Source organism: Nocardioides sp. CPCC 206348, assembly GCF_048654705.1.
Classification (GTDB): Bacteria; Actinomycetota; Actinomycetes; order Propionibacteriales; family Nocardioidaceae; genus Nocardioides.
In genome coordinates, this window is sequence record NZ_JBMCZA010000221.1 from 46853 (window position 1) to 67564 (window position 20712).

The 20712-nt window shown below is 68.8% G+C and carries 20 protein-coding genes; 14 read left to right on the forward strand and 6 right to left on the reverse strand.

All coding sequences use genetic code 11. The annotated features are described in order from the left end of the window. Positions 1-981: glycosyltransferase 87 family protein (locus ACOADB_RS25020; RefSeq protein ID WP_378605259.1), on the forward strand; the 981-nt coding region annotated here is incomplete at its 5' end. On the opposite strand, the gene ACOADB_RS25025 is transcribed toward ACOADB_RS25020, so the two are convergent. The 4 genes from ACOADB_RS25025 to ACOADB_RS25040 are packed head-to-tail and all read right to left on the reverse strand — an operon-like array spanning position 880 to position 3152. Then, on the reverse strand, positions 880-1926 hold the full coding sequence (locus ACOADB_RS25025; protein ID WP_378605262.1) for a M36 family metallopeptidase: 1047 nt from the start codon (positions 1924-1926) through the stop codon (positions 880-882). The genes ACOADB_RS25020 and ACOADB_RS25025 overlap by 102 nt on opposite strands. Positions 1927-1974: 48 nt before the next feature. Next, positions 1975-2259 (reverse strand): hypothetical protein, encoded by a 285-nt coding sequence (locus ACOADB_RS25030; RefSeq protein ID WP_378605266.1) that lies wholly within the window; start codon positions 2257-2259, stop codon positions 1975-1977. Next, the gene (locus tag ACOADB_RS25035; protein WP_378605269.1) at positions 2256-2528 is read right to left on the reverse strand and encodes a hypothetical protein; all 273 of its coding nucleotides are present in this window, start codon (positions 2526-2528) and stop codon (positions 2256-2258) included. The genes ACOADB_RS25030 and ACOADB_RS25035 overlap by 4 nt, the downstream gene beginning before the upstream one ends. Positions 2529-2567: 39 nt before the next feature. After that, the gene (locus ACOADB_RS25040; protein ID WP_378605272.1) at positions 2568-3152 is read right to left on the reverse strand and encodes a 1-acyl-sn-glycerol-3-phosphate acyltransferase; all 585 of its coding nucleotides are present in this window, start codon (positions 3150-3152) and stop codon (positions 2568-2570) included. Positions 3153-3247: 95 nt separating this feature from the next. On the opposite strand from ACOADB_RS25040, the gene ACOADB_RS25045 reads away from it, so the two are divergent. The 4 genes from ACOADB_RS25045 to ACOADB_RS25060 are packed head-to-tail and all read left to right on the forward strand — an operon-like array spanning position 3248 to position 6698. After that, a complete protein-coding gene (locus tag ACOADB_RS25045; RefSeq protein WP_378605275.1) occupies positions 3248-3670 on the forward strand; it encodes a Fur family transcriptional regulator in 423 nt (140 codons plus the stop codon). A gap of 24 nt (positions 3671-3694) precedes the next feature. Beyond that, complete coding sequence (katG, locus tag ACOADB_RS25050) at positions 3695-5902, forward strand: catalase/peroxidase HPI (RefSeq protein ID WP_378605278.1); 2208 nt, start codon at positions 3695-3697, stop codon at positions 5900-5902. A 38-nt stretch (positions 5903-5940) separates the two neighbouring features. Beyond that, entirely contained in the window at positions 5941-6252 is a 312-nt protein-coding gene (locus ACOADB_RS25055) for a GNAT family N-acetyltransferase (RefSeq protein WP_378605283.1), read from the forward strand. Next, positions 6249-6698 carry a carboxymuconolactone decarboxylase family protein gene (locus ACOADB_RS25060; RefSeq protein WP_378605285.1) on the forward strand — a complete coding sequence of 150 codons (450 nt, stop codon included), beginning with the start codon at positions 6249-6251 and terminating at the stop codon, positions 6696-6698. Before ACOADB_RS25055 ends, ACOADB_RS25060 begins: the two co-directional genes overlap by 4 nt. Here the strand turns inward: ACOADB_RS25060 and chrA are convergent. Continuing rightward, entirely contained in the window at positions 6691-7839 is a 1149-nt protein-coding gene (chrA, locus tag ACOADB_RS25065; protein ID WP_378605288.1) for a chromate efflux transporter, read from the reverse strand. The two genes, ACOADB_RS25060 and chrA, sit on opposite strands and share 8 nt — an antisense overlap. 272 nt (positions 7840-8111) lie before the next feature. On the opposite strand from chrA, the gene ACOADB_RS25070 reads away from it, so the two are divergent. Beyond that, positions 8112-10190, forward strand: a complete 2079-nt coding sequence (locus ACOADB_RS25070; protein ID WP_378605291.1) for a PhoX family protein — start codon at positions 8112-8114, stop codon at positions 10188-10190. Positions 10191-10201: 11 nt separating this feature from the next. Here ACOADB_RS25070 and ACOADB_RS25075 read toward each other — a convergent pair whose 3' ends face one another. Next, entirely contained in the window at positions 10202-10972 is a 771-nt protein-coding gene (locus tag ACOADB_RS25075; protein WP_378605294.1) for an SDR family NAD(P)-dependent oxidoreductase, read from the reverse strand. Between the two features lie 100 nt (positions 10973-11072). Between ACOADB_RS25075 and ACOADB_RS25080 the strand changes: the two genes are divergently transcribed. From ACOADB_RS25080 to ACOADB_RS25115, 8 genes are all read left to right on the forward strand, one after another. Next, entirely contained in the window at positions 11073-12857 is a 1785-nt protein-coding gene (locus ACOADB_RS25080) for an ABC transporter ATP-binding protein (protein ID WP_378605297.1), read from the forward strand. 30 nt (positions 12858-12887) lie between these two features. After that, a complete protein-coding gene (gene leuS, locus ACOADB_RS25085) occupies positions 12888-15389 on the forward strand; it encodes a leucine--tRNA ligase (RefSeq protein WP_378605300.1) in 2502 nt (833 codons plus the stop codon). Between the two features lie 92 nt (positions 15390-15481). Beyond that, positions 15482-16078 carry a TetR/AcrR family transcriptional regulator gene (locus tag ACOADB_RS25090; protein ID WP_378605303.1) on the forward strand — a complete coding sequence of 199 codons (597 nt, stop codon included), beginning with the start codon at positions 15482-15484 and terminating at the stop codon, positions 16076-16078. Between the two features lie 175 nt (positions 16079-16253). After that, positions 16254-17294 (forward strand): ABC transporter substrate-binding protein, encoded by a 1041-nt coding sequence (locus ACOADB_RS25095; protein ID WP_378605306.1) that lies wholly within the window; start codon positions 16254-16256, stop codon positions 17292-17294. Further along, positions 17291-18214 carry an ABC transporter permease gene (locus ACOADB_RS25100; protein ID WP_378605309.1) on the forward strand — a complete coding sequence of 308 codons (924 nt, stop codon included), beginning with the start codon at positions 17291-17293 and terminating at the stop codon, positions 18212-18214. Before ACOADB_RS25095 ends, ACOADB_RS25100 begins: the two co-directional genes overlap by 4 nt. Next, a complete protein-coding gene (locus ACOADB_RS25105) occupies positions 18211-19017 on the forward strand; it encodes an ABC transporter permease (RefSeq protein ID WP_378605312.1) in 807 nt (268 codons plus the stop codon). Before ACOADB_RS25100 ends, ACOADB_RS25105 begins: the two co-directional genes overlap by 4 nt. A 29-nt stretch (positions 19018-19046) precedes the next feature. After that, on the forward strand, positions 19047-20102 hold the full coding sequence (locus ACOADB_RS25110; protein ID WP_378605315.1) for an ABC transporter ATP-binding protein: 1056 nt from the start codon (positions 19047-19049) through the stop codon (positions 20100-20102). Between the two features lie 32 nt (positions 20103-20134). Next, a partial coding sequence (locus tag ACOADB_RS25115; RefSeq protein ID WP_378605318.1) for an acyl-CoA dehydrogenase family protein occupies positions 20135-20712 on the forward strand: 578 nt, incomplete at its 3' end.

The window sequence follows — 20712 nt, forward strand, 5'->3', positions numbered from 1 at the left end:
GCCGCGCTCTGGTCGGCGGCGTGCGTGCTCGTGCTGGCGTGGGCCATCCACGCGACGCTCGAGGCCGGCGGGTCGACGTACCCGGCGATGGTGGTGCCGGTCCTGACGGCGGTGGCGCTGCTGAGCCAGCCGGTGTGGTCGACGCTGTCGTACGGCCAGGTCAACCTCTTCCTGATGGCCGCGATCCTGGCCGACGTCCTGCGTCCCGAACGGCGGCACGCGGGCTGGCTGGTCGGGATCGCCGCCGGCATCAAGCTGACGCCGCTGTTCTTCGTGGCGTTCCTCCTGGTGGTCGGGCAGCGCCGCGCCGCCGGCGTCGCCGTCGGGAGCTTTGCGGCCACGGTCCTCGTGGGTGCGGCGCTCGCACCCACCGCGTCGGTGGCCTACTGGACGGAAATCCTGTGGGACCCGAGCCGGATCGGGGGCGTCGAGTACGCCGGCAACCAGTCCGTGCTGGGCACCCTGAGCCGGTTGCTCGGGCACGAGGCATCGACCTCGCTGTGGTTCGTGGTCGCGGGTTCCGTCGCGGCCCTCTCGCTCGTCGCAGCCGCGCTCCTGTGGCGCTCGACGTCGCCGGCGGCCCGCCCCCTGGCGGTCGGCATGGCTGCCCTCGGCATGGTGCTCGCGTCACCGATCTCGTGGGACCACCACTGGGTCTGGTTCGTGCCGATCGTCCTCGCCCTGTGGCTCAGCGGCCTGCCCCGGGCGCGGGTGGTCGCAGGTGCCGTCGTCGTCATCGCCGCGTCGCGGGCGATCTGGTGGGCGCCGTTCCGCAACGGGGTCGAGTACGACTGGAACCTCTGGCAGGGGCTGTCCGGCAACCTCTACGTGCTGACCGCGATCACGCTCATCGCGTGCGGGCTCGGCTGGGGGCTCCGCTCAGAACGTGATCCCGCGATCGGCGAACCGGGCCTTGACGGCAGCGGCGAACGCGGGGCCGTCGGTCAGCGCCTCGGCGTACGTCGCGGCGGCAGCGTCTGAGAACGACGTGTCGGGCGCGTAGTTGAACTGCGAGGCGATCAGCGTCCGGTCCCAGTCCTTCGTCGTCCCGCCCAGGGCGACGTAGTCGTTGCGGATCTCCCACAGCGCCTGGGACCAGATCTGTCCGTCGTGGTGGACCTGGTCGATCTTGTCCTCGACGGTCAGGTCCGTGTGGAAGCTGCGGATGCAGTGCGGTGCGTCCGTGTACGACGTCGCGTCCCAGTCCATCGGGCACGACGGGTCGGCGGCGACCGGCCAGCCGTGGGTGGCCGCGGCGTCGAGGCCGACGGTCACCGCGAGGTAGTCGCCGAAGGACTCACCGATCGAACCGGCCTCGAGGCTCTGGCCGTAGCCGGGGACCTGCGACTGGTGCACGGCGTGGCCGTACTCGTGGACGATCACCTCGGCGTCCTCCGCGTCGTCGACCCCACCCTTGCCGAGTCGCACGCGGAAGGGCTTGTCGGTCTGGTAGCTGTTGTCGCCGCCGTACTGGTTGATCTTCACGGGGAACGGCTTGTGCAGGATGTTGTCGAAGCCCAGGGACTGCAGGTACTCCTGCGCCTGGTTGACCCAGAAGTACGCCATCACCTGCTCGAACTGGTCCTGCGAGCGGTTGTAGAGGTAGGTGTTCGTCCTGCTGAAGGCGGGCGTGCCGGTGCTCGACTCGACGGTGACCCACTTGCCGCGGAGGTAGCCCGAGCCGTCGAGGTTGCGCAACTGGGCGTCGGTGTACGCGCTGTCGGGTACGGCGCCCGCGGAATCCTTCTGGTCGGTCAGGTCCTGGTCGTTGCTCGACTGGACCGGGTTGACCATGAAGATCCGGCCCGTGCCGGTGGCGCTGTTGCTGCCGCCCTTGTCCGCACCAGCAGGACCCGTCGCCACCAGGCCTCCCGCCAGGGACAACGCACCGACGAACACCACTGCTGACTGACGCAACCGACTCACGTGGGACCTCCTGCTGGGATCTGGACGACCTTCCGCACAGTACGCCGCTCAGTCCGGATCGTCTGCCCCCTTCGCACCGGCCGCGAGGCGCATCGTGAGGATCGCTGCACAGACCGGCGTGATCACCAGGTTCGGCAGCAGGATCGGCAGCAGGCCGTTCGCGGCGCCGTACACGATCCAGGCGAGGCCCTGCGCGGTCGCGATGGTCCAGGTCCACACGCTCAGGCCGCTCATCGCCTTGACGTCGTGGCGCTTGTCGATCGTGCGGCGGGCATGCGGCAGGAACTGTGCGACGTCGACGACGCCCACCAGCAACCCCAGGGCAACGCTCACGTGGCCCGCCGCCTCGCCCGCTGGAGCATGCCGAAGATCAACGTGGCGCAGGCCAGGTTGAGGACGCCGGCCACCACCACGGGCACCGCGTGGGCACTGCTGCCGTAGACCACCAGCAGTGCGTTGAACCCCACCGCGATCGCGTACGCCGACGCGCTGATCGCCGCGAGGGCCTCGACGTCGCGGCGCAGGCGCACCACCCGAACGGCCTGCGGAGCCCACATGCTGGCGGAGCCCACCGCGCCGACGTACCCGATGGCCTCGAACATGGGGCAAAGGGTGCCACGGGACCTGAAGGCCCCGACGACTCAGTCCGCCGCGTTCTCCTCGCGGAGCCGCGGTTCGGTCCGGTTCTCCGGACGGACGCCCATCTTGTCGGCGTAGAAGGCGCGCACGAAGTCCATGTCGGCGACGACGTCGTCCGACGGACTGAAGGTCGGGCCCATGCCGAGGGTCCGGGTGGGGGAGTCGATGAAGCCGAGGCTGATCGGCAGGCCGGTCTGCTGGGAGATCCGGTAGAAGCCGGGCTTCCAGTACTCGCCCTTGCCACGTGTGCCCTCGGCCGCGATGACGAGCAGGAACGGCTCGTCGCCCGCGGCCTCCTCGAGCAGCGCGCGGATCGTGGCGCCCGGGTTCTTGCGGTCCAGCGGGATCCCGCCGGTCTTGCGCATGAGCCAGCCGATGGGCCCCTTGAAGAAGCTCTCCTTGATCAGGACCTGGGGGCTGCGTCCGTTGGACCAGGCGATCAGCAGCATCGCGACCCAGTCCCAGTTCGAGGTGTGCGGAGCGCCGACGAGGATGCCGGTCTGGGGTACGTCGCCCACGAGGCGCCACCTCGTCGTACGCAGTGCGCCGCGGGCGAAGGCGCGTCGGACCCTCATCTGGTGTGCCATGTCGTGACGCTATCGGCTCGCGCCGTGGGCAAGGAGATCGGGGACGCGCCGGAGCCAGTCTTGACTCATTCAAGATTAGTGGCAGACTGTCGAACGTGACCGCTCCCGACTTCCAGCAGCTGCTGCGAGACGTCGACCTGCGCGTCACCCAGCCCCGGCTGGCCGTGCTGCAGGCCGTGCATGCGCACCCGCACGCCGACACGGAATCGGTGATCGCGGCGTCGCGGTCCGTCGTCCCGGACGTGTCGCACCAGGCGGTCTACGACTCGTTGCACACCCTCACCGAGGCCGGACTCGTGCGCCGCATCAAGCCTGCCGGTTCGGTGGCCCGCTACGAGACGCGGACCGATGACAACCACCACCACGTCGTGTGCCGCTCCTGCGGGTCGATCGCCGACGTGGACTGCGCGGTGGGGCACGTGCCGTGCCTGACCGCTTCCGACTCCCACGGTTTCGTCATCGACGAGGCCGAGGTCATCTATTGGGGCCTGTGCCCCGACTGTTCCGCCCACACCTGAACGAACACCCCCGAAAGGTTGAGCATGTCCGAGAACCAGGCAGGCTGCCCCGTCGCCCACGACGGCAGCGAGAGCGAGAACCCCGCTCTGGACGCACCGGAGCCCAAGGGGCACCGCCCGCGGTCCAACCAGGACTGGTGGCCCAACCAGCTGGACCTGTCGGTGCTGCACGCGCACGCCCCGGCGTCCAACCCGCTCGGCGCCGACTTCGACTACGCCGCCGCGCTGGCCACCCTCGACCTCGAGGCGCTCAAGCAGGACGTCGTCGACGTCCTCACGGACTCCCAGGACTGGTGGCCCGCCGACTTCGGCCACTACGGCGGCCTGATGATCCGGCTCAGCTGGCACGCGGCCGGTACCTACCGCATCTACGACGGTCGCGGTGGCGCCGGTGACGGCGGCCAGCGGTTCGCCCCGCTCAACAGCTGGCCCGACAACGGCAACCTGGACAAGGCCCGCCGCCTGCTCTGGCCGGTCAAGCAGAAGTACGGCCAGAAGATCTCGTGGGCCGACCTGCTCGTGCTGGCCGGCAACGTCGCGCTGGAGTCGATGGGCTTCAAGACCTTCGGCTTCGCCTTCGGCCGCGAGGACGTCTGGGAGCCCGAGGAGATCTTCTGGGGTCCCGAGGACACGTGGCTCGGCGACGAGCGCTACAGCGGCGAACGCGAGCTCTCCGAGCAGCTCGGTGCGGTCCAGATGGGCCTGATCTACGTCAACCCCGAGGGCCCCAACGGCAACCCGGACCCGCTCGCCTCGGCGCGCGACATCCGCGACACGTTCGCCCGGATGGCGATGAACGACGAGGAGACCGTCGCGCTCATCGCCGGTGGTCACACCTTCGGCAAGACCCACGGTGCTGGCGACGCGGACCTCGTCGGCGTCGAGCCCGAGGGCGCGCCGATCGAGGCGCAGGGCCTGGGCTGGAAGAGCGAGTTCGGAACCGGCAAGGGTGGCGACGCCATCACGTCCGGCCTCGAGGTCACCTGGACCGACAAGCCGACCCAGTGGAGCAACCGGTTCTTCGAGATCCTCTTCGGCTTCGAGTGGGAGCTCACCGAGAGCCCGGCCGGCGCCAAGCAGTGGGTGGCCAAGGACGCGGAGGCGATCATCCCCGACGCCCATGGCGGTCCCAACAAGCTTCCGACGATGCTCACCAGCGACCTCGCGCTGCGGTTCGACCCGACGTACGAGAAGATCTCGCGCCGCTTCCTGGAGAACCCCGACGAGTTCGCCCTGGCCTTCGCCAAGGCCTGGTACAAGCTGCTGCACCGTGACATGGGTCCGGTGTCGCGCTACCTCGGCCCCTGGGTGCCGGAGCCGCAGCTGTGGCAGGACCCCGTTCCGGCCGTGGACCACCCGCTGGTCGACGAGCAGGACATCGCTGCGCTCAAGGCGAAGGTCCTCGACTCCGGTATCGACGTGTCGCAGCTGGTCTCCACCGCATGGGCATCGGCCGCAACCTTCCGCACCACCGACAAGCGCGGTGGCGCCAACGGAGCGCGGATCCGCCTGGCGCCGCAGAAGGACTGGGAGGTCAACCAGCCCGACCAGCTCGCCACGGTGCTCGCGACGCTCGAGCAGGTCAAGGCCGACTTCGACGCGCAGGGCGAGAAGAAGGTCTCGCTGGCCGACCTCATCGTGCTCGCCGGCTCGGCCGCGGTCGAGAAGGCTGCCCGCGACGGCGGCTTCGACCTGACCGTGCCGTTCACGCCCGGTCGCACCGACGCCGCGCAGGAGCAGACCGACGCCGAGTCGTTCAAGGTGCTCGAGCCGCGCGGCGACGGATTCCGCAACTACGTCCGCCCCGGCGAGAAGCTCCCGTTCGAGAAGCTGTTGCTCGAAAATGCCTACATGCTCGGCCTCTCGGCGCCGGAGATGACCGTCCTCCTCGGTGGACTGCGCGCCCTCGGCGCCAACGCGGCAGGCTCGACGCACGGCGTGCTCACCGAGAAGCCGGGCGTCCTGTCGACCGACTTCTTCGTGAACCTGCTCGCTCCCGGCACCGTCGTGAAGGTCTCGGAAGGCGAGGAGAACGTCTACGAGATCCGCGACGCCGCCACGGACGACGTCCGCTGGACCGCGACCGCGGCGGACCTGGTCTTCGGCTCCAACTCGCAGCTGCGCGCCCTCGCCGAGGTCTACGCCAGCGACGACGCGAAGGAGAAGTTCGTCAACGACTTCGTCGCCGCGTGGGTCAAGGTCATGGACGCGGACCGGTTCGACCTGCGCTGATCCACCCGTCCTGAAAAGGGTGCTGGCATGCTGGGGGCATGAGCGAGGCCCCTGACAACAGCACCATCACCTACGTCCACGTCCCGGATCTCCGTCGTTACGAGATCCGGGACGTCGACGTTCTGGCCGGCTTCACGCAGTACCGGCTGCCCGACGACGTCCACGTCGACTTCGTCCACACCGAGGTCGACGACGCGTACGGCGGCCGGGGGCTCGCCGGCGGGCTCGTGGAGTTCGCCCTCGCCGACGTACGCGCCCAGGGGAAGCGGATCATCGCGCACTGCCCGTACGTCGCTCGGTGGCTGACCAAGCACCCGGAGTACGACGACATCACGGACCCCGTGACGTGAGGAAGGGCTTCTACCTCGACAAGGCCGCACCGGCGGTCTACCAGGCCGCCACCGGCCTCTCCCAGGCCGCCGGTGACGCAGCGGAGGCTGCCGGGATCGGACGGATCCTCGTCGAGCTGATCAACCTGCGGGTCTCCCAGATCAACGGCTGTGCCTACTGTCTCGACCTGCACCACCGCCAGGCCGTGGAGGCCGGAGAGACGGAGCGGCGGCTCGCCGTCCTGTCGACGTGGTCGGAGACCAGCCTGTTCACCGAGCAGGAGCAGGCCGCGTTGCAGCTGGCCGAGTCGATCACCCAGCTGCCCGAGCTCCTCGAGCGTCGCTACGTCGAGGACGAGGCTCGTGCGGTGCTGGGCGATGCGGCCTATGCGGCGGTGGCCTGGGTGGCCATCACGATGAACGCCTTCAACCGGATCTCGATCACCAGCCACCACCCGGTCAGATGAGGACGTGGGCGACGCCCACGAGCGCGCCCGCAGCGATGAACCACACACTGTTGAGCCTGGTCCGCCAGAGCAGCACCAGCGTGGCGAGGAACAACGCGATCGTCAGGGGGTCGACCAGCGAGGTCCGTCCGAGCTGGAGCGAGACGCCCGCCATCAGTGCCAGCGCCGTGGCGTTGACGCCATCGAGCAGGGCCGACGTCCACGCCCGGGACCGCAGCCAGTCGGCGAGCCGGGTGAGCAGTCCGACGAAGATGAACGACGGCAGGAAGATCGCCACGGTGGCGAGGAACGCGCCGGGGAACCCGGCGATGACGTAGCCCAGGAACGTCGCGGTGGTGAACAGCGGCCCGGGCGTCACCTGCCCGATCGACACGGCGTCGATCAGCTGCTGCTGGGTGACCCAGCCGAGGCGGTCCACGAAGTCGCCCTCGAGGAACGTGAGCAGGACGTAGCCGCTGCCGTAGAGCACCGAGCCGATCTTGAGCATCGTGAAGAACAGCTGGGCCAGCTGGGTGCCGGTCGGATCGGTGAAGACGGGGGAGCCGACGAGCAGCGGGATCCCGAGCAGGTGGTGTCGCTCGCCGCGGCCCCGGAACAGCGCCTGGCCCGCTTGCGCGACGGCGGCCAGCAGGGCGCCGGCGAACAGCACGACGAGCTCGTTCACCCCGAGGAGGTACGACGCCAGGGCAGCCGCCGCCAGGAGTGCGAGCCACGGCGACTTGAGCACGGTCCTGCCCAGGCCGACCAGCGCCCAGGCGATGATCGCCACGACGACCGGCACGACGCCGTACAGGACTCCCTCGATGGCAGGCGTGTCGCCGTACTCGACGTAGGCCCAGGCCAGTGCGGTGACCATCAACGCCGCCGGGAGGATGAAGCCGAGGCCGGCCAGCACCAGGCCGCGCCAGCGGGCCCGCTCGTGGCCGAGGTGCATCGCGAGCTCGGTCGAGTTGGGTCCCGGGATCAGGTTGGTGGCGCCCATCAGGTCCGCGAACCGTTGGTCGGTGACCCACTCGCGCCGTCGTACGAACTCCTCGCGCATCAGCGCGACGTGGGCGGCCGGGCCGCCGAACGCGATGACCCCGAGGCGCAGGAAGACGCCCGTCACCTCCCGCGCCGAGCCGGTGGGTCGGGGGTCCATGGGCGTCATCATGCCGTGCCGCGCCGGACAGCAGGCACGGGCCGTCCGCACGAAAAGGTCGCGCGGGTAGGGCATGTCGGCTGACCGCCGCCCCAGCACGCACCTGAGCACCTTCTCCTCGGTCGTCGGGCCTCCGGCCCGTCTCCCCCGTCGGCGGCACTCATGCACGCACTGGACCGACGCTCAACTCGACAGCCCCTACCCGCGCGACCTTCACCGACACGCAACCTGCTGGCTCGGAGGGGTTCACCGGCGACTGGTCGGCTGCGCCCATGACCTCCGTCGTTCCCGAGAACCGGCCCCTGCTCGCGCTTGCCCCCACCGGCAACCGCCACGGATCCCGGTCGCACCTGACCTGCTTCTTCCGTTGTGGCAACGCCTGTGACCAGCCCGAGCCGAACACGACCGACCACGCCCACATCCAGGACGAGATCGCGAAGGCCGTCGGCCGCCGCAGCGTCCTGCGGGGCGGCGCCGTCACCGCGAGCGCGCTCCTCGTCGGCGGCCTCGTGCACTCAGCCGGTTCTGCGGCCGCTGCCGCCCCGGGTGCCCAGCGCCCCGGCGCTCCCTTGGGTCACGGCACCCTCGGCAACGCGGTCTTCTCGCCGGTCGAGCCGAACAAGCGCGATGCGTTCACGACCGCGAAGGGCTTCGACCACGACGTCGTCATCCGGTGGGGTGACCCGGTCGTCAAGGGCGCGCCCGAGTTCGATGCCCACGCGCAGACGGTCGCATCGACCCGCAAGCAGTTCGGCTACAACTGCGACTACGTCGGCCTCCTGCCGCTCAACGACGACGAGGCCCTGCTGGTCGTCAACCACGAGTACACCGACGAGAACCTGATGTTCCCGACCGGCGAGTACACCGCGGACGAGATCAAGCGGATCGCGATCGCGAACCACGGCATGTCGGTGGTCCGGGTCCGCCGCCACAACCGTCCGGGCTCCTGGAAGCGCACCGGCCTCGGCCAGGCGAAGGAGAACCGCCGCCTCCACGACGCGACGACCTTCGAGCTCGTCGGTCCTGCTGCCGGCGACGCCCGCCTGAGGACGACTGCGGACATCGAAGGGCGCTGGGTCCTCGGCACCTTCAACAACTGCGCCGGCGGCACCACCCCGTGGGGCACGGTCCTCTCGGGCGAGGAGAACTTCAACCAGTACTTCGACAAGGGCGCCGGCCTCGACACCCGCTACACGACGCAGTACGCCCGCTACGGCATCAACGGGGCCGGCAAGGGCTGGAGCTCGGTCGACCCGCGCTTCGACCTGTCGAAGGAGCCGCACGAGCCGCACCGCTTCGGCTGGATCATCGAGGTCGACCCGTTCGACCCGACCTCCACGCCGCGCAAGCACACGATGCTCGGCCGCTTCAAGCACGAGGGCGCCAACATCGCGATCTCGGCAGAGGGCCACGCCGTCGCCTACATGGGTGACGACGAGCGCGGCGACTACCTCTACAAGTTCGTCTCCGCCGAGAAGTACGACGGTGCGGGTACGACAGCCGCCAGGAAGCACAACCTCACGCTGCTCACCAAGGGCACGCTGTACGTCGCCAGGCTGGTCGGCGACGGCACCGAGGACGGCCTCTTCGACGGCACCGGCACCTGGCTGCCGCTCACGACGGACACGCAGTCCTTCGTGCCCGGCATGTCCGTCGCCGACGTACTCCTCTTCACGCGGCAGGCCTCCGACAAGCTGGCCCCGACCAGGATGGACCGTCCCGAGGACGTCGAGGCCAACCCGGTCAACGGCAAGGTCTACGCAGCGCTGACCAACAACTCGAACCGCGGCTCGGGCTCCCTGCCGGTCGACGAGGCCAACCCGCTCGCGACCTCACAGGTCCGGGCGAGCATCGCCGCTCCGCTGACCAACGCGAGCGGCAACCGCAACGGCTACGTCCTCGAGATGACGCCGGGTGGCAACGACCACGCCTCCACCACGTTCACCTGGGACCTGTTCCTGGTGTGCGGCGACCCGGCCGCGCCGGAGAGCTGGTTCGGTGGGTTCGACAAGACCAAGGTCAGTCCGATCAGCTGCCCCGACAACGTCTCGTTCGACACCGTCGGCAACCTGTGGATCTCCACCGACGGCAACGTCCTCGGCAGCAACGACGGTGTCTTCCGGGTGCCGGTCGCTGGTCCGAACCGCGGCCAGGTGCAGCAGGTCTGCACCGTGCCCAAGGGCGCGGAGGCGTGTGGCCCGCTGGTCACCGACGACGACCGCTCGCTCTTCGTCGCGGTCCAGCACCCCGGCGAGATCGACGGTGCCACGTTCGAGGACCCGGCCAGCACGTGGCCGCACACCGACGCGTTCCCGCGTCCGTCCGTCGTGGTGGTCTACGCGAGCCGCTGATCAGGTGCTGATCAGGTGATCGTCATCCCGCCGTCGACGGCGAGCGTCTGGCCGGTGATGTAGCCGGCGGCGTCGGACGCCAGGAACACGGCAGTGGCCGCGAGTTCCCGCGGGTCGCCCCTGCGGCCCGCGGGGATCCGCGCCTGCTGGGACTCGAGGTAGCCCGGCGGGTAGGAGTCGGTCATCTCCGACAGGAAGAAGCCCGGTGCGATCGCGTTCACGCGGATGCCCTTGCGGCCGGTCCACTGCTGGGCCAGGTCACGGGTGAGCCCGATGATCGCTGCCTTCGAGGCGGCGTAGGCAGCCTGGGGGAGTCCGGCGGTCGTGAGGCCGAGGACCGAGGAGATGTTGATGATGCTGGAGCCGGGCTGCATCACCCGGCCGCAGGACTGCGCCATCCAGTAGCTGCCGTTGAGGTTGATGTCGATCACCTCACGGAACTGCTCGGGAGTCTCCCTCGTCGCCGGGACGGCGGTGCCCACGCCGGCGTTGTTGATGAGGATGTCGACCCGGCCGAACTCGGCCATCGCGGCGTCGACGAGCGCCTGGCACGACGCCGGGTCGGCCACGTCGGTCGCCACGCTCACGGAGCGGCGGCCGGCGGCCTCGACGAGTGCGGCGGTGTCGGCGAGGCGCTCGACGCGACGGGCGCCGATCGCGACGTCGGCGCCGGCCTCGGCGAGGGCCTTCGCGAAGTCGACGCCGAGCCCGGAGCTGGCGCCGGTGACGACGGCGACCTTGCCGTCGAGGCGGAACATGGACGAGAGATCGCTGGCGGTCATGGACGGCACGGTAGTGCTTCGCCGCGCGCGGGACCGGCCGAGGGCAGGCCGAGGCGCGACAGTAAGGTTCGCCTAACCAGTTGTCGAACCCGGGAGTGCCGTGCAGTCCATCGCGCCCATTGATCGTCCGCTCCGCGCGTTGTGGAATCGCTACGACCGACTCCGGGGGCGGTTCCTGCTCGCGGTCCTGATGTCGACGGTCAACAAGGTCGCCGACGTGATGCCCGAGCTGCTCATCGGAGCGGCGGTCGACGTCGTCGTACGCGGGTCGGACTCGTTCGCCGGTGACCTGCTGGGGGTCGAGTCGCGGTACGCCCAGCTCGCCTGGATCGCCGGGTTCAACGTCGTCGTCTGGGTCATCGAGTCCGCGTCCGAGTACGTCGCCAGCCTGTTGTGGCGCGGACTGGCGCAGACCGTCGAGCACGAGCTGCGGGTCGAAGCCTACGACCACGCCCAGCACCTGCACCTCGGCTGGCACGAGTCGCGGCCGCAGGGCACGACGCTCGCGACGCTCAACGACGACGTGAACCAGCTCGAGCGGTTCCTCGACATCGGCTTCCCCGCGATCCTGCAGACCTTCCTGAACATCGTGCTCGTCGGCGCCGTGTTCGCGATCGCGTCGTGGGAGCTGCTGCTCTACGCCTTCCTCCCGATCCCGATCATCGTGATGGGCTCGTTGCTCTTCCAGAAGCGGCTGGAACCCCTCTACGACAAGGTCCGTTCGGCGGTCGCCGACCTGTCCGGTGCGCTCAGCGCCAACCTTGGTGGCATCGCGACCATCAAGGCCTTCACCGCCGAGGACCGCGAGCGGGAACGGATCGAGGGCGTGTCGGCGGCGTACCGCGACGCCAACGTCCGCGCGATCCGCTCGTCGGCGGCCTTCGTTCCCCTGGTGCGGATGGCGATCCTCGCGGGCTTCACCTGCACCCTGCTGCTCGGTGGCTGGGCGACCCTGCGCGGTGACCTGGAGCTCGGCCTCTACTCGGTGCTGGTCTTCATGACGCAGCGCCTGCTCTGGCCGATGACCGACGTCGCCGAGGTGCTCGACCTCTACCAGCGCGGCCGCGCGTCGACAGCCCGCATCCTCGCGCTGCTCCACGAGCCGGTGACCGTGCCTGCAGGGACCGCCAGCCTCGCCAAGCCCGTGCGGGGTCGGGTCGAGCTGCGGGGCGTCCGGGCCGGGTACGCCGACGGGCCGGATGTCCTGCACGGCATCGACCTCGTCGTACCCGCTGGCGAGACGCACGCCATCGTCGGGTCCACCGGGGCCGGCAAGTCCACGCTGCTGCGGCTGGTGCTGCGCTTCGACGACGCCCGCGAGGGCCAGGTGCTGCTCGATGGCGCCGACGTGCGGGAGCTCGACTGGGACTCGCTGCGCGGTTCCATGGGGTACGTCGCCCAGGACGTCTATCTCTTCTCGGGCACCATCGGCGAGAACATCGCCTACGGCCGCCCGGGCGCCACGGAGACCGAGATCCGTGAAGCCGCCGATGCCGCTGCCGTGGCCGACTTCATCGAGGGCCTGGCCGACGGGTACGACACGTGGGTGGGGGAGCGCGGGATCACCCTGTCGGGCGGCCAGCGCCAGCGGATCGCGCTGGCCCGCGCCCTGCTGCGCGATCCGGCCATCCTGGTGCTCGACGAGGCCACGAGTGCGGTGGACAACGAGACCGAGGCGGCCATCCAGTCGTCCTTGCGCCGCGCGGCAGAACGGTGCACCACGATCGTGGTCGCGCACCGGCTCTCGACCGTCCGGCATGCCCACCGGATCTGGGTGCTGGACGGCGGTCGGGTCGCCGAGGCGGGCACCCATGACGAGCTGGTCGCGCTCGGGGGCAGCTATGCCGCCCTGTGGCGCGTCCAGACCGGTGAGGCCGTGGCCTGACCTGACCGTCGTCACGACTATCCTTTGGCCGTGAGTGAAACGGTCGCGCCCTCCCCCTTGAATCCCGAGGTCCACTACGACGTCCATGCCGTCGAGGAGAAGTGGCTTCCGGTCTGGGAAGAGCTCGACCCCTTCCGTGCCGACGACGCTGCCGTCGTGTCCGGTGAGCGCGAGAAGCGCTATGCGCTGACGATGTTCCCGTACCCGAGCGGTGACCTGCACATGGGTCACGCCGAGGTGTTCGCCCTGCACGACGTGATCTCCCGCTACTGGCGGTTCCGCGGCTACGAGGTGCTCAACCCGATGGGCTGGGACTCCTTCGGGCTGCCCGCCGAGAACGCCGCCATCAAGAACAACGAGCACCCGGCGACGTACACCTACGCCAACATCGAGACGCAGTTCGCGTCGATGAAGCGCTACGGCATCAGCTTCGACTGGTCGCGTCGGCTGCACACCTCGGACCCCGAGTACTACAAGTGGACCCAGTGGCTGTTCCTGAAGTTCCGTGAGCAGGGCCTGGCCTATCGCAAGAACAGCCCGGTCAACTGGTGCCCCAACGACCAGACCGTGCTCGCCAACGAGCAGGTCCTGGCCGACGGCACCTGCGAGCGCTGCGGCGCCGAGGTCACCAAGCGTGAGCTGACGCAGTGGTACTTCAAGACCACCCAGTACGCCCAGGAACTGCACGACTCCCTCGATGACATGCAGGGCACCTGGATCGGCAAGGTCATCAACGCCCAGCGCAACTGGATCGGCCGGTCCGAGGGCGCGCACGTCACGTTCCCCGTGGTCGGTACCGACCAGGAGATCGACGTCTTCACCACCCGTCCCGACACGCTCTTCGGCGCGACGTTCATGGTGGTCGCGGCCGACGCGCCCCTGGCTGCCGCGCTGGTCACCGACGAGATCCGGGCGGAGTACGAGGCCTATCTCGACGGCATCCGCAAGGCCTCCGACATCGACCGGCTGGCCACCGACCGGCCGAAGACGGGTGTCTTCCTCGGCGTCCACGCCGTCAACCCGGTCGACGGCCGGGAGATCCCGGTCTGGGCGTCGGACTACGTGCTGGCCGACTACGGCACCGGCGCGATCATGGCCGTGCCCGGCCAGGACCAGCGCGACTGGGAGTTCGCAACGGCGTACGACCTGCCGATCATCCGGACCGTCCAGCCGCCCGAGGACTTCGAGGGCGACGCCTTCACCGGTACGGGGCCGGCGATCAACTCGTCCAACGACGAGATCTCGCTCGACGGCCTGCCGATCGCCGAGGCCAAGGCCGCGATCATCGACTGGCTCGAGGCCAAGGGCCGCGGCGAGCGGACCGTGAACTTCCGGCTGCGTGACTGGCTGCTGTCGCGCCAGCGCTACTGGGGCGCGCCGATCCCGATCATCCACTGCCCGGTCGATGGCGAGGTGCCGGTTCCCGAGGACCAGCTGCCCGTCGAGCTGCCCGAGCTGCGCGGTGCCGACCTCAAGCCCAAGGGCACCTCGCCCCTGGGTGCCGCGACCGACTGGGTCAACGTCAGCTGCCCGACCTGTGGCGGGCCCGCGCTGCGCGACACCGACACGATGGACACGTTCGTCGACTCGTCCTGGTACTTCTTCCGCTACCTCTCCCCGCACGACGCGACGCAGCCGTTCGACACGACCCTGGCCAATGCGTGGGGTCCCATCGACCTCTACATCGGCGGGTCCGAGCACGCCGTCCTGCACCTGCTGTACGCGCGCTTCTTCACCAAGGTCCTGCGCGACATGGACCTGATCGACTGGGACGAGCCGTTCTCGGCGTACCTCTCCCAGGGCACGGTCATCAACGACGGCCACAAGATGAGCAAGTCCCTGGGCAACGGGGTGAACCTCGGGGAGCAGCTGGAGAAGTTCGGGGTCGACGCGGTGCGACTGACCCTGGTCTTCGCCAGCCCGCCCGAGGACGACATCGACTGGGCGGACATGTCGCCGGCCGGCTCGGCCAAGTTCCTGCAGCGCGCCTGGCGCCTGTCGGGCGACGTGACGTCCGATCCGGGTGTCGACGTGGCCGGTGGTGACATCGCCCTGCGCAAGGTGACGCACAAGACCGTCAACGACGCCGCCCACCTGCTCGAGGCCCACCGGTTCAACGTCGTGGTCGCCCGCACGATGGAGCTGGTCAACGCCACCCGCAAGGCCATCGACTCGGGCTGCGGCCCGGCCGACCCGGCGGTGCGCGAAGCGGCGGAGACCGTTGCGATCCTGCTGTCGCTGGTGGCGCCGTACACGGCCGAGGAGATGTGGGACCGACTCGGACACCAGCCGTCCGTCGCCCAGGTCTCGTGGCCCGTCGTCGACCCCGCGCTGCTCATCGAGGACTCGGTGACGGCGGTCGTCCAGATCCAGGGCAAGGTCCGCGGGCGCCTCGAGGTCTCGCCGGACATCAGCGAGGCCGATCTCGAAGCCCTCGCCCTGGCCGACGACGCCGTGGTCAAGGCGATCGACGGCCGCGAGGTACGCAAGGTCATCGTCCGCGCACCCAAGCTCGTCAACATCGTCGTCTGAGCAGACCGCGCTGCTCCCTGGGCAGCGCGTCGCTTGCACGGTGCTCCAGTGAATGATTGACTGACCAGTCAAGTCAACCAGAGGAGATCCGCGTGGCCAGGACCAGCGTCGAGGCGGAACGCAAGGAGCAGATCCTCGCGGCCGCCTGCGAGGTCGTTTCCGAGATCGGGTTCAAGTCGCTGCGCATCGCTGATGTGGCCAAGCGTGCGGGCACGAGCACGGGGACGGTGCACTACTACTTCGACACGAAGCGCGACCTGATGCACGGAGCCTTCGAGTGGAACTTCACCCAGTCGCTGGCCCGGCGGCGGGAGATCCTCGAGAGCGCCGACTCGCCGCGCCAGCGGTTGCGCGACTTCGTCGACTCGTACCTGCCGCAGGGGGACGCGACGGTCTCGGCCTGGCGTGTGTGGGCGGAGCTTTGGGTTGAGGCACTTCACGACTCTGACCTGCAAGAACTCAATGAACGCGTCTATGGCGAGTGGCGCCGGGCGGTCGCTGCCATCATTCGGGACGGCCAGGTCGCGGGTGAGTTCCGCGAGGGGGACCCGGTGGTCTTCGCCAATGGCCTGATCGGAATGATCGACGGGCTGAGCCTCCAGGTGCTGCTCGGTTCGCGGAGCATGACGGTGGACCGGATGCGTGCCGTCTACGAGCAGGTCCTGGCGTGGTTCTTCCTCGCTGACTGACGCGCGCGCACGTCCGAGAAGGAGCCGGTGGGTCCCCCACCGGCTCCTTTCGCTTTTTGCATGCAGCTCCCCGGATTTTCGCTGGACGTAGTCCTTGACACGTCGACGTGATGGCCGTCACTATCAGGTCTTAGATAACTGACGCACCAATCAACTTTGAAAGCCGGGGTTTCCGATGAAGCGAGTTCTGACGGTGGGTGTCGCGATGACGGCGGCGATCAGCCTGGCCGGATGCGGCGCTGCGGGCGGCGGCGGAGATCAGCTCACCGTGGTCATGTGGGGCGGTCAGGACCAGAAGACCCACGTGAAGGAAGCCGTGCAGCCGTGGGCCGACGAGGCTGACGTCACCATCAAGCAGGACTCGCCGAGCGACTACGCGAAGTTCCGTGCGCAGGTCGAGTCGGGCAAGGTCAGCTGGGACGTCGTCGAGGTCGAGCCGAACTTTGCCCACACCGCCTGCGACAACGGCTGGGCCGAGAAGATCGACACCGGCGTGGTCGACACCGACGCCCTGAATCCCGAAGAGGTCACCGACTGCGCCATCCCGGTCCTCGAGTACGCCTTCACCATCGGCTACAACACCGAGAAGTTCCCGAAGGAGCACCCGACGACCTGGGCGGAGTTCTTCGACACCAAGCGCTTCCCGGGCAAGCGCGGCTTCTGGAAGTACGCGACCGGGGCGATGTTCGAGGCCGCGCTGCTTGCGGACGGTGTCGCTGCCGACGATCTCTACCCTCTCGACATCGATCGCGCGTTCGAGAAACTCGACACGATCAAGGACGACATCGTCTTCTACGAGACCGGTGAGCAGCAGCAGCAGCTCGTCGCCTCGGGCGAGGCCCCGCTGGTCCAGGCCTGGAACGGTCGCATCTACTCCGCTGCCAAGGAGGGTCAGCCGGTCGCCAACGAGTGGAACGAGCACCTGCTGTCCTACGACCAGCTGGTGATCCCGAAGGGTGCGGCCAACGCGGACAAGGCCATGGAGTGGATGGCCTGGTACGTCGAGAACCCCGAGGCCCAGGCGGGCTACTCCAATGCGACCGCCTACGGTCCGATCACCGAGGCAGCGCTCGAGTACGTCGATGCCGAGGTCCTCGCTGAGCTGCCGACATCGCCTGACAACGCTCCCAAGCGGGCCGCGATCGTCGACTACGCCTACTGGGCCGACAACTACGACGAGGTGTCGGAACGCCTGAACGAATGGGCAGCCAAGTGAGCACCACCATCTCCACGAGTGCCCCGCCGGGAGTCGGCCGACCGGCTCCCGGTGCCGGCGAGGACGTGGTGTCGCCGCGCCGCCGACGCAGGATCTTCGATGGTTGGGGACTCCTGGTCCTGCCGCTGGTGGTCTTCCTGCTGGTCGTCTTCGTCGCGCCGCTCGTGACCGTCCTGGCCCGCAGCTTCACGGACCCGACGACCGGGGTGGACAACTACGCCGACTTCTTCAGCTCGCCCGTCTACCTCGACGTCCTCGGCAACACCTTCCGGATCTCGGGACTCGTGACCGCAGTGACCCTGCTCCTCGGTTTCCCCTACGCCTACCTGATGAGCCTGGCGCCACCCTTCTGGCGCAACGTCATGCTGGTCGCGGTCCTGATCCCGTTCTGGACCAGCCTGCTGGTCCGGACCTTTGCCTGGGTGCTGATGCTCGGTGACACCGGTGTGGTCAACGAGACCCTGATGTCGATGGGCGTGATCGACGAGCCGATGTCCCTGATCCGCAACCAGACCGGCGTTCTGATCGGAATGGTGCAGGTGATGCTGCCGTACGCGGTCCTCCCCATGTACGCGACGATGCGCCAGATCGATCGGCGGCTGGTGCAGGCCGCCGAAGGACTCGGTGCCCGGCCGATTTCCGCCTTCTGGCGGGTCTACGCGCCGCTCACCGTCCCCGGCGTCGCGGCGTCGTGTCTGTTGGTCTTCATCTCCTCGATCGGCTTCTACGTGACGCCCGCCCTGCTCGGCGGACCCAAGGACATGATGATCGGCGAGCTCATCGTCCAGCAGCTCTCGGCAGTCCTGCGCTGGGGCTTCGCATCGGCCCTCGCCGTCGTTCTCCTGGTCGTCACTGCCGCGCTCCTCTTCCTGGTGTCCCGGATCGTCAACATCGGCAAGTTCATGGGAGGCGAGCGATGAACACCAAGCTGTTGTGCCGAACCGGTCTGGTCGGGCTCGTCGTCCTGACCGCGCTCTACCTGGTTGCCCCGGTCTTCGTGGTCGTGCCGACCTCGTTCAACGACAGCTCGTTCCTCGAGTTCCCGCCGAAGGCGTTCTCGACCCGCTGGTACGAGTCGTTCTTCTCGGACCCGGCGTGGGTCAACGCAACGCTCAACTCGCTGCAGATCGGATTCCTGGTCACGATCCTGTCCGCCGTCCTCGGAACGGCCGCCGCGATGGCGATGGTGCGCGGGCGCTACCCCGTGAAGGCACTGGTGAGCGGTCTCGTCCTGGCTCCGATCCTGGTGCCCTACGTGATCATCGGCCTGGCGGTCTACGCGCTCTTCCTTGAGATCGGGCTCACCCAGTCGATCCTCGGATTCGTCCTGGTGCACACCGCGCTCGCTGTTCCGTTCGTCGTCATCAACGTCAGTGCAGCTCTCGTCAGCTTCGACGAGCGCCTGGAGATGGCCTCGATGAGCCTGGGTGCCAACCGGCTCACCACGTTCCTGCGGGTGACCTTGCCGTGCATCGCGCCGAGCGTTGCGGCAGGAGCTCTGTTCGCCTTCATCACCTCGTTCGACGAGGTCGTGGTGAGTGTGTTCCTGGCGGGACCCGACGTCAGCACCCTTCCAGTGCAGATGTGGAGCGGGGTGCGGGTGCAGATCGACCCGACGGTCGCTGCGGTCAGCACGATGCTCCTGCTCGTCACCTTGGCCCTCTTCGCCTCGGCCGGCCTGGTCCGCGTGCTCCGCTCGCGCCGCCTGGCCAAGACCTCATGATCCCCGTCCCATCCACCACGGAGCACTCCATGGACCAGAACGACACCATCAGCCAGCTGGGAACGCCCGGCGTCTCCATCGACATCCGCAACGTCGTCAAGCGATACAAGTCGATGGCGGCCGTCGATGACGTCAGCCTGACCGTCAAGCCGGGGGAGTTCCTCACCCTGCTCGGGTCGAGCGGCTCGGGGAAGTCGACCCTGTTGAACATCATCGCCGGATTCATCGCGGCCGACAGCGGCTCGATCGAGATCGGTGGTCGCGACCTGACCAAGGTGCCGCCGTACCGGCGAGACCTCGGCATGGTCTTCCAGCACTACGCGCTGTTCCCGCACATGTCGGTGTGGGACAACGTGGCCTTCCCGCTGCGGCGGCGCAAGATCACCCGGGCCCAGGTCGCCGAACGAGTCCAGCGGGCGCTCGACGTCGTCGAGCTCGGTCACCTCGGCAAGCGCCGGCCGGCGCAGCTCTCGGGAGGCCAGCAGCAGCGTGTTGCCCTGGCCCGGGCCATCGTGTTCCAGCCGCAGGCACTGCTCATGGACGAGCCGCTCGGCGCGCTCGACAAGCGGCTGCGTGAGCAGTTGCAGCTCGAGATCAAGCGGCTGCACCGTGAGCTCGGCACCACCTTCGTGTTCGTGACCCACGACCAGGAAGAGGCATTGGCGATGTCCGACCGCATTGCTGTCCTGCGCGACGGAGCCGTCGTCCAGGTCGGAACTCCGGTCGAGCTCTACGAGCGTCCGGCGGGCCGCTACACCGCGGAATTCCTGGGCGAGTCCAACATCTTCACCGGCCGCAGCCATGGCGTGGAGGACGGCTCCGCGCTGGTGGTCCGCCCCGAGCACGTCCAGCTGAGTGCTGCGGGCGCCGGTCTGCCGACTGGTCACAGCGCAGTCGACGGTGTGGTCCGCGAGGTCGTCTACCTCGGCTCCGGACTTCGCGTCGAGGTGGCCCTGCCGGACGGTCGTCACCTGGTCACCCGGACCGCTGTTCGTAGCGGGCTGACCCCCAGCCCGGGGCTGCCCGTTGCCGCCCACTGGCACCCCGAGCACGCACTCGTCGTCGCCGACGACACCGCCGCCTGACATCCCACGAAACGAAATCGAGGAACACCCTGATGAGCCACACCATCCGCGACGGCATCCCGCTGACCGACGAGCAGCGGGAGTTCATCGCGCTCGCCCGTGACTTCGCTGAGCGAGAGATCCGCCCGCGGGCCCACGAGGTCGACGAGGCCGACACCGAGTCGCCCCTCGACCTGTGGCAGAAGGCCGCCCAGATCGGCCTGGCGTCGTACATGCTCCCGGCGGAGTACGGCGGCGGGGGGATCGGCGACCTCGTCACGCAGTGCCTGGTCCAGCAGGAGCTCTGCTACGGCGACGTCGGCATCGGCAACTTCCTCACGTCGAGCGCCTTCTTCGCGGGACCCATCGAGGCACTCGGCAACGAGGAGCAGAAGAAGCGCTGGCTCACGCCACTGACGGGCGACAATCCGCCCGTCACGGCGCTGGCCGTCACCGAGCCCGGTGTCGGGTCGGACTCCGCCTCACTGCAGACCCGCGCGGTGCGCGACGGTGATGACTACATCCTCAACGGCCAGAAGACGTGGATCTCGAACGCGCCCTACGCGCAGTGGATCATCGTGTTCGCAACGGTCGACCCCTCGCTGCGCTCGCGGGGCATCACCGCCTTCGT

Bases quoted from the DNA above. Each gene is read 5' to 3' on its own strand.
- ACOADB_RS25035 (WP_378605269.1), bottom strand. From the start codon at position 2,528: ATGTTCGAGGCCATCGGGTACGTCGGCGCGGTGGGCTCCGCCAGCATG.
- ACOADB_RS25040 (WP_378605272.1), bottom strand. From the start codon at position 3,152: ATGGCACACCAGATGAGGGTCCGACGCGCCTTCGCCCGCGGCGCACTG.
- katG (WP_378605278.1), top strand. From the start codon at position 3,695: ATGTCCGAGAACCAGGCAGGCTGCCCCGTCGCCCACGACGGCAGCGAG.
- ACOADB_RS25055 (WP_378605283.1), top strand. From the start codon at position 5,941: ATGAGCGAGGCCCCTGACAACAGCACCATCACCTACGTCCACGTCCCG.
- chrA (WP_378605288.1), bottom strand. From the start codon at position 7,839: ATGGACCCCCGACCCACCGGCTCGGCGCGGGAGGTGACGGGCGTCTTC.
- ACOADB_RS25070 (WP_378605291.1), top strand. From the start codon at position 8,112: ATGACCTCCGTCGTTCCCGAGAACCGGCCCCTGCTCGCGCTTGCCCCC.
- ACOADB_RS25075 (WP_378605294.1), bottom strand. From the start codon at position 10,972: ATGACCGCCAGCGATCTCTCGTCCATGTTCCGCCTCGACGGCAAGGTC.
- ACOADB_RS25095 (WP_378605306.1), top strand. From the start codon at position 16,254: ATGAAGCGAGTTCTGACGGTGGGTGTCGCGATGACGGCGGCGATCAGC.
- ACOADB_RS25105 (WP_378605312.1), top strand. From the start codon at position 18,211: ATGAACACCAAGCTGTTGTGCCGAACCGGTCTGGTCGGGCTCGTCGTC.
- ACOADB_RS25110 (WP_378605315.1), top strand. From the start codon at position 19,047: ATGGACCAGAACGACACCATCAGCCAGCTGGGAACGCCCGGCGTCTCC.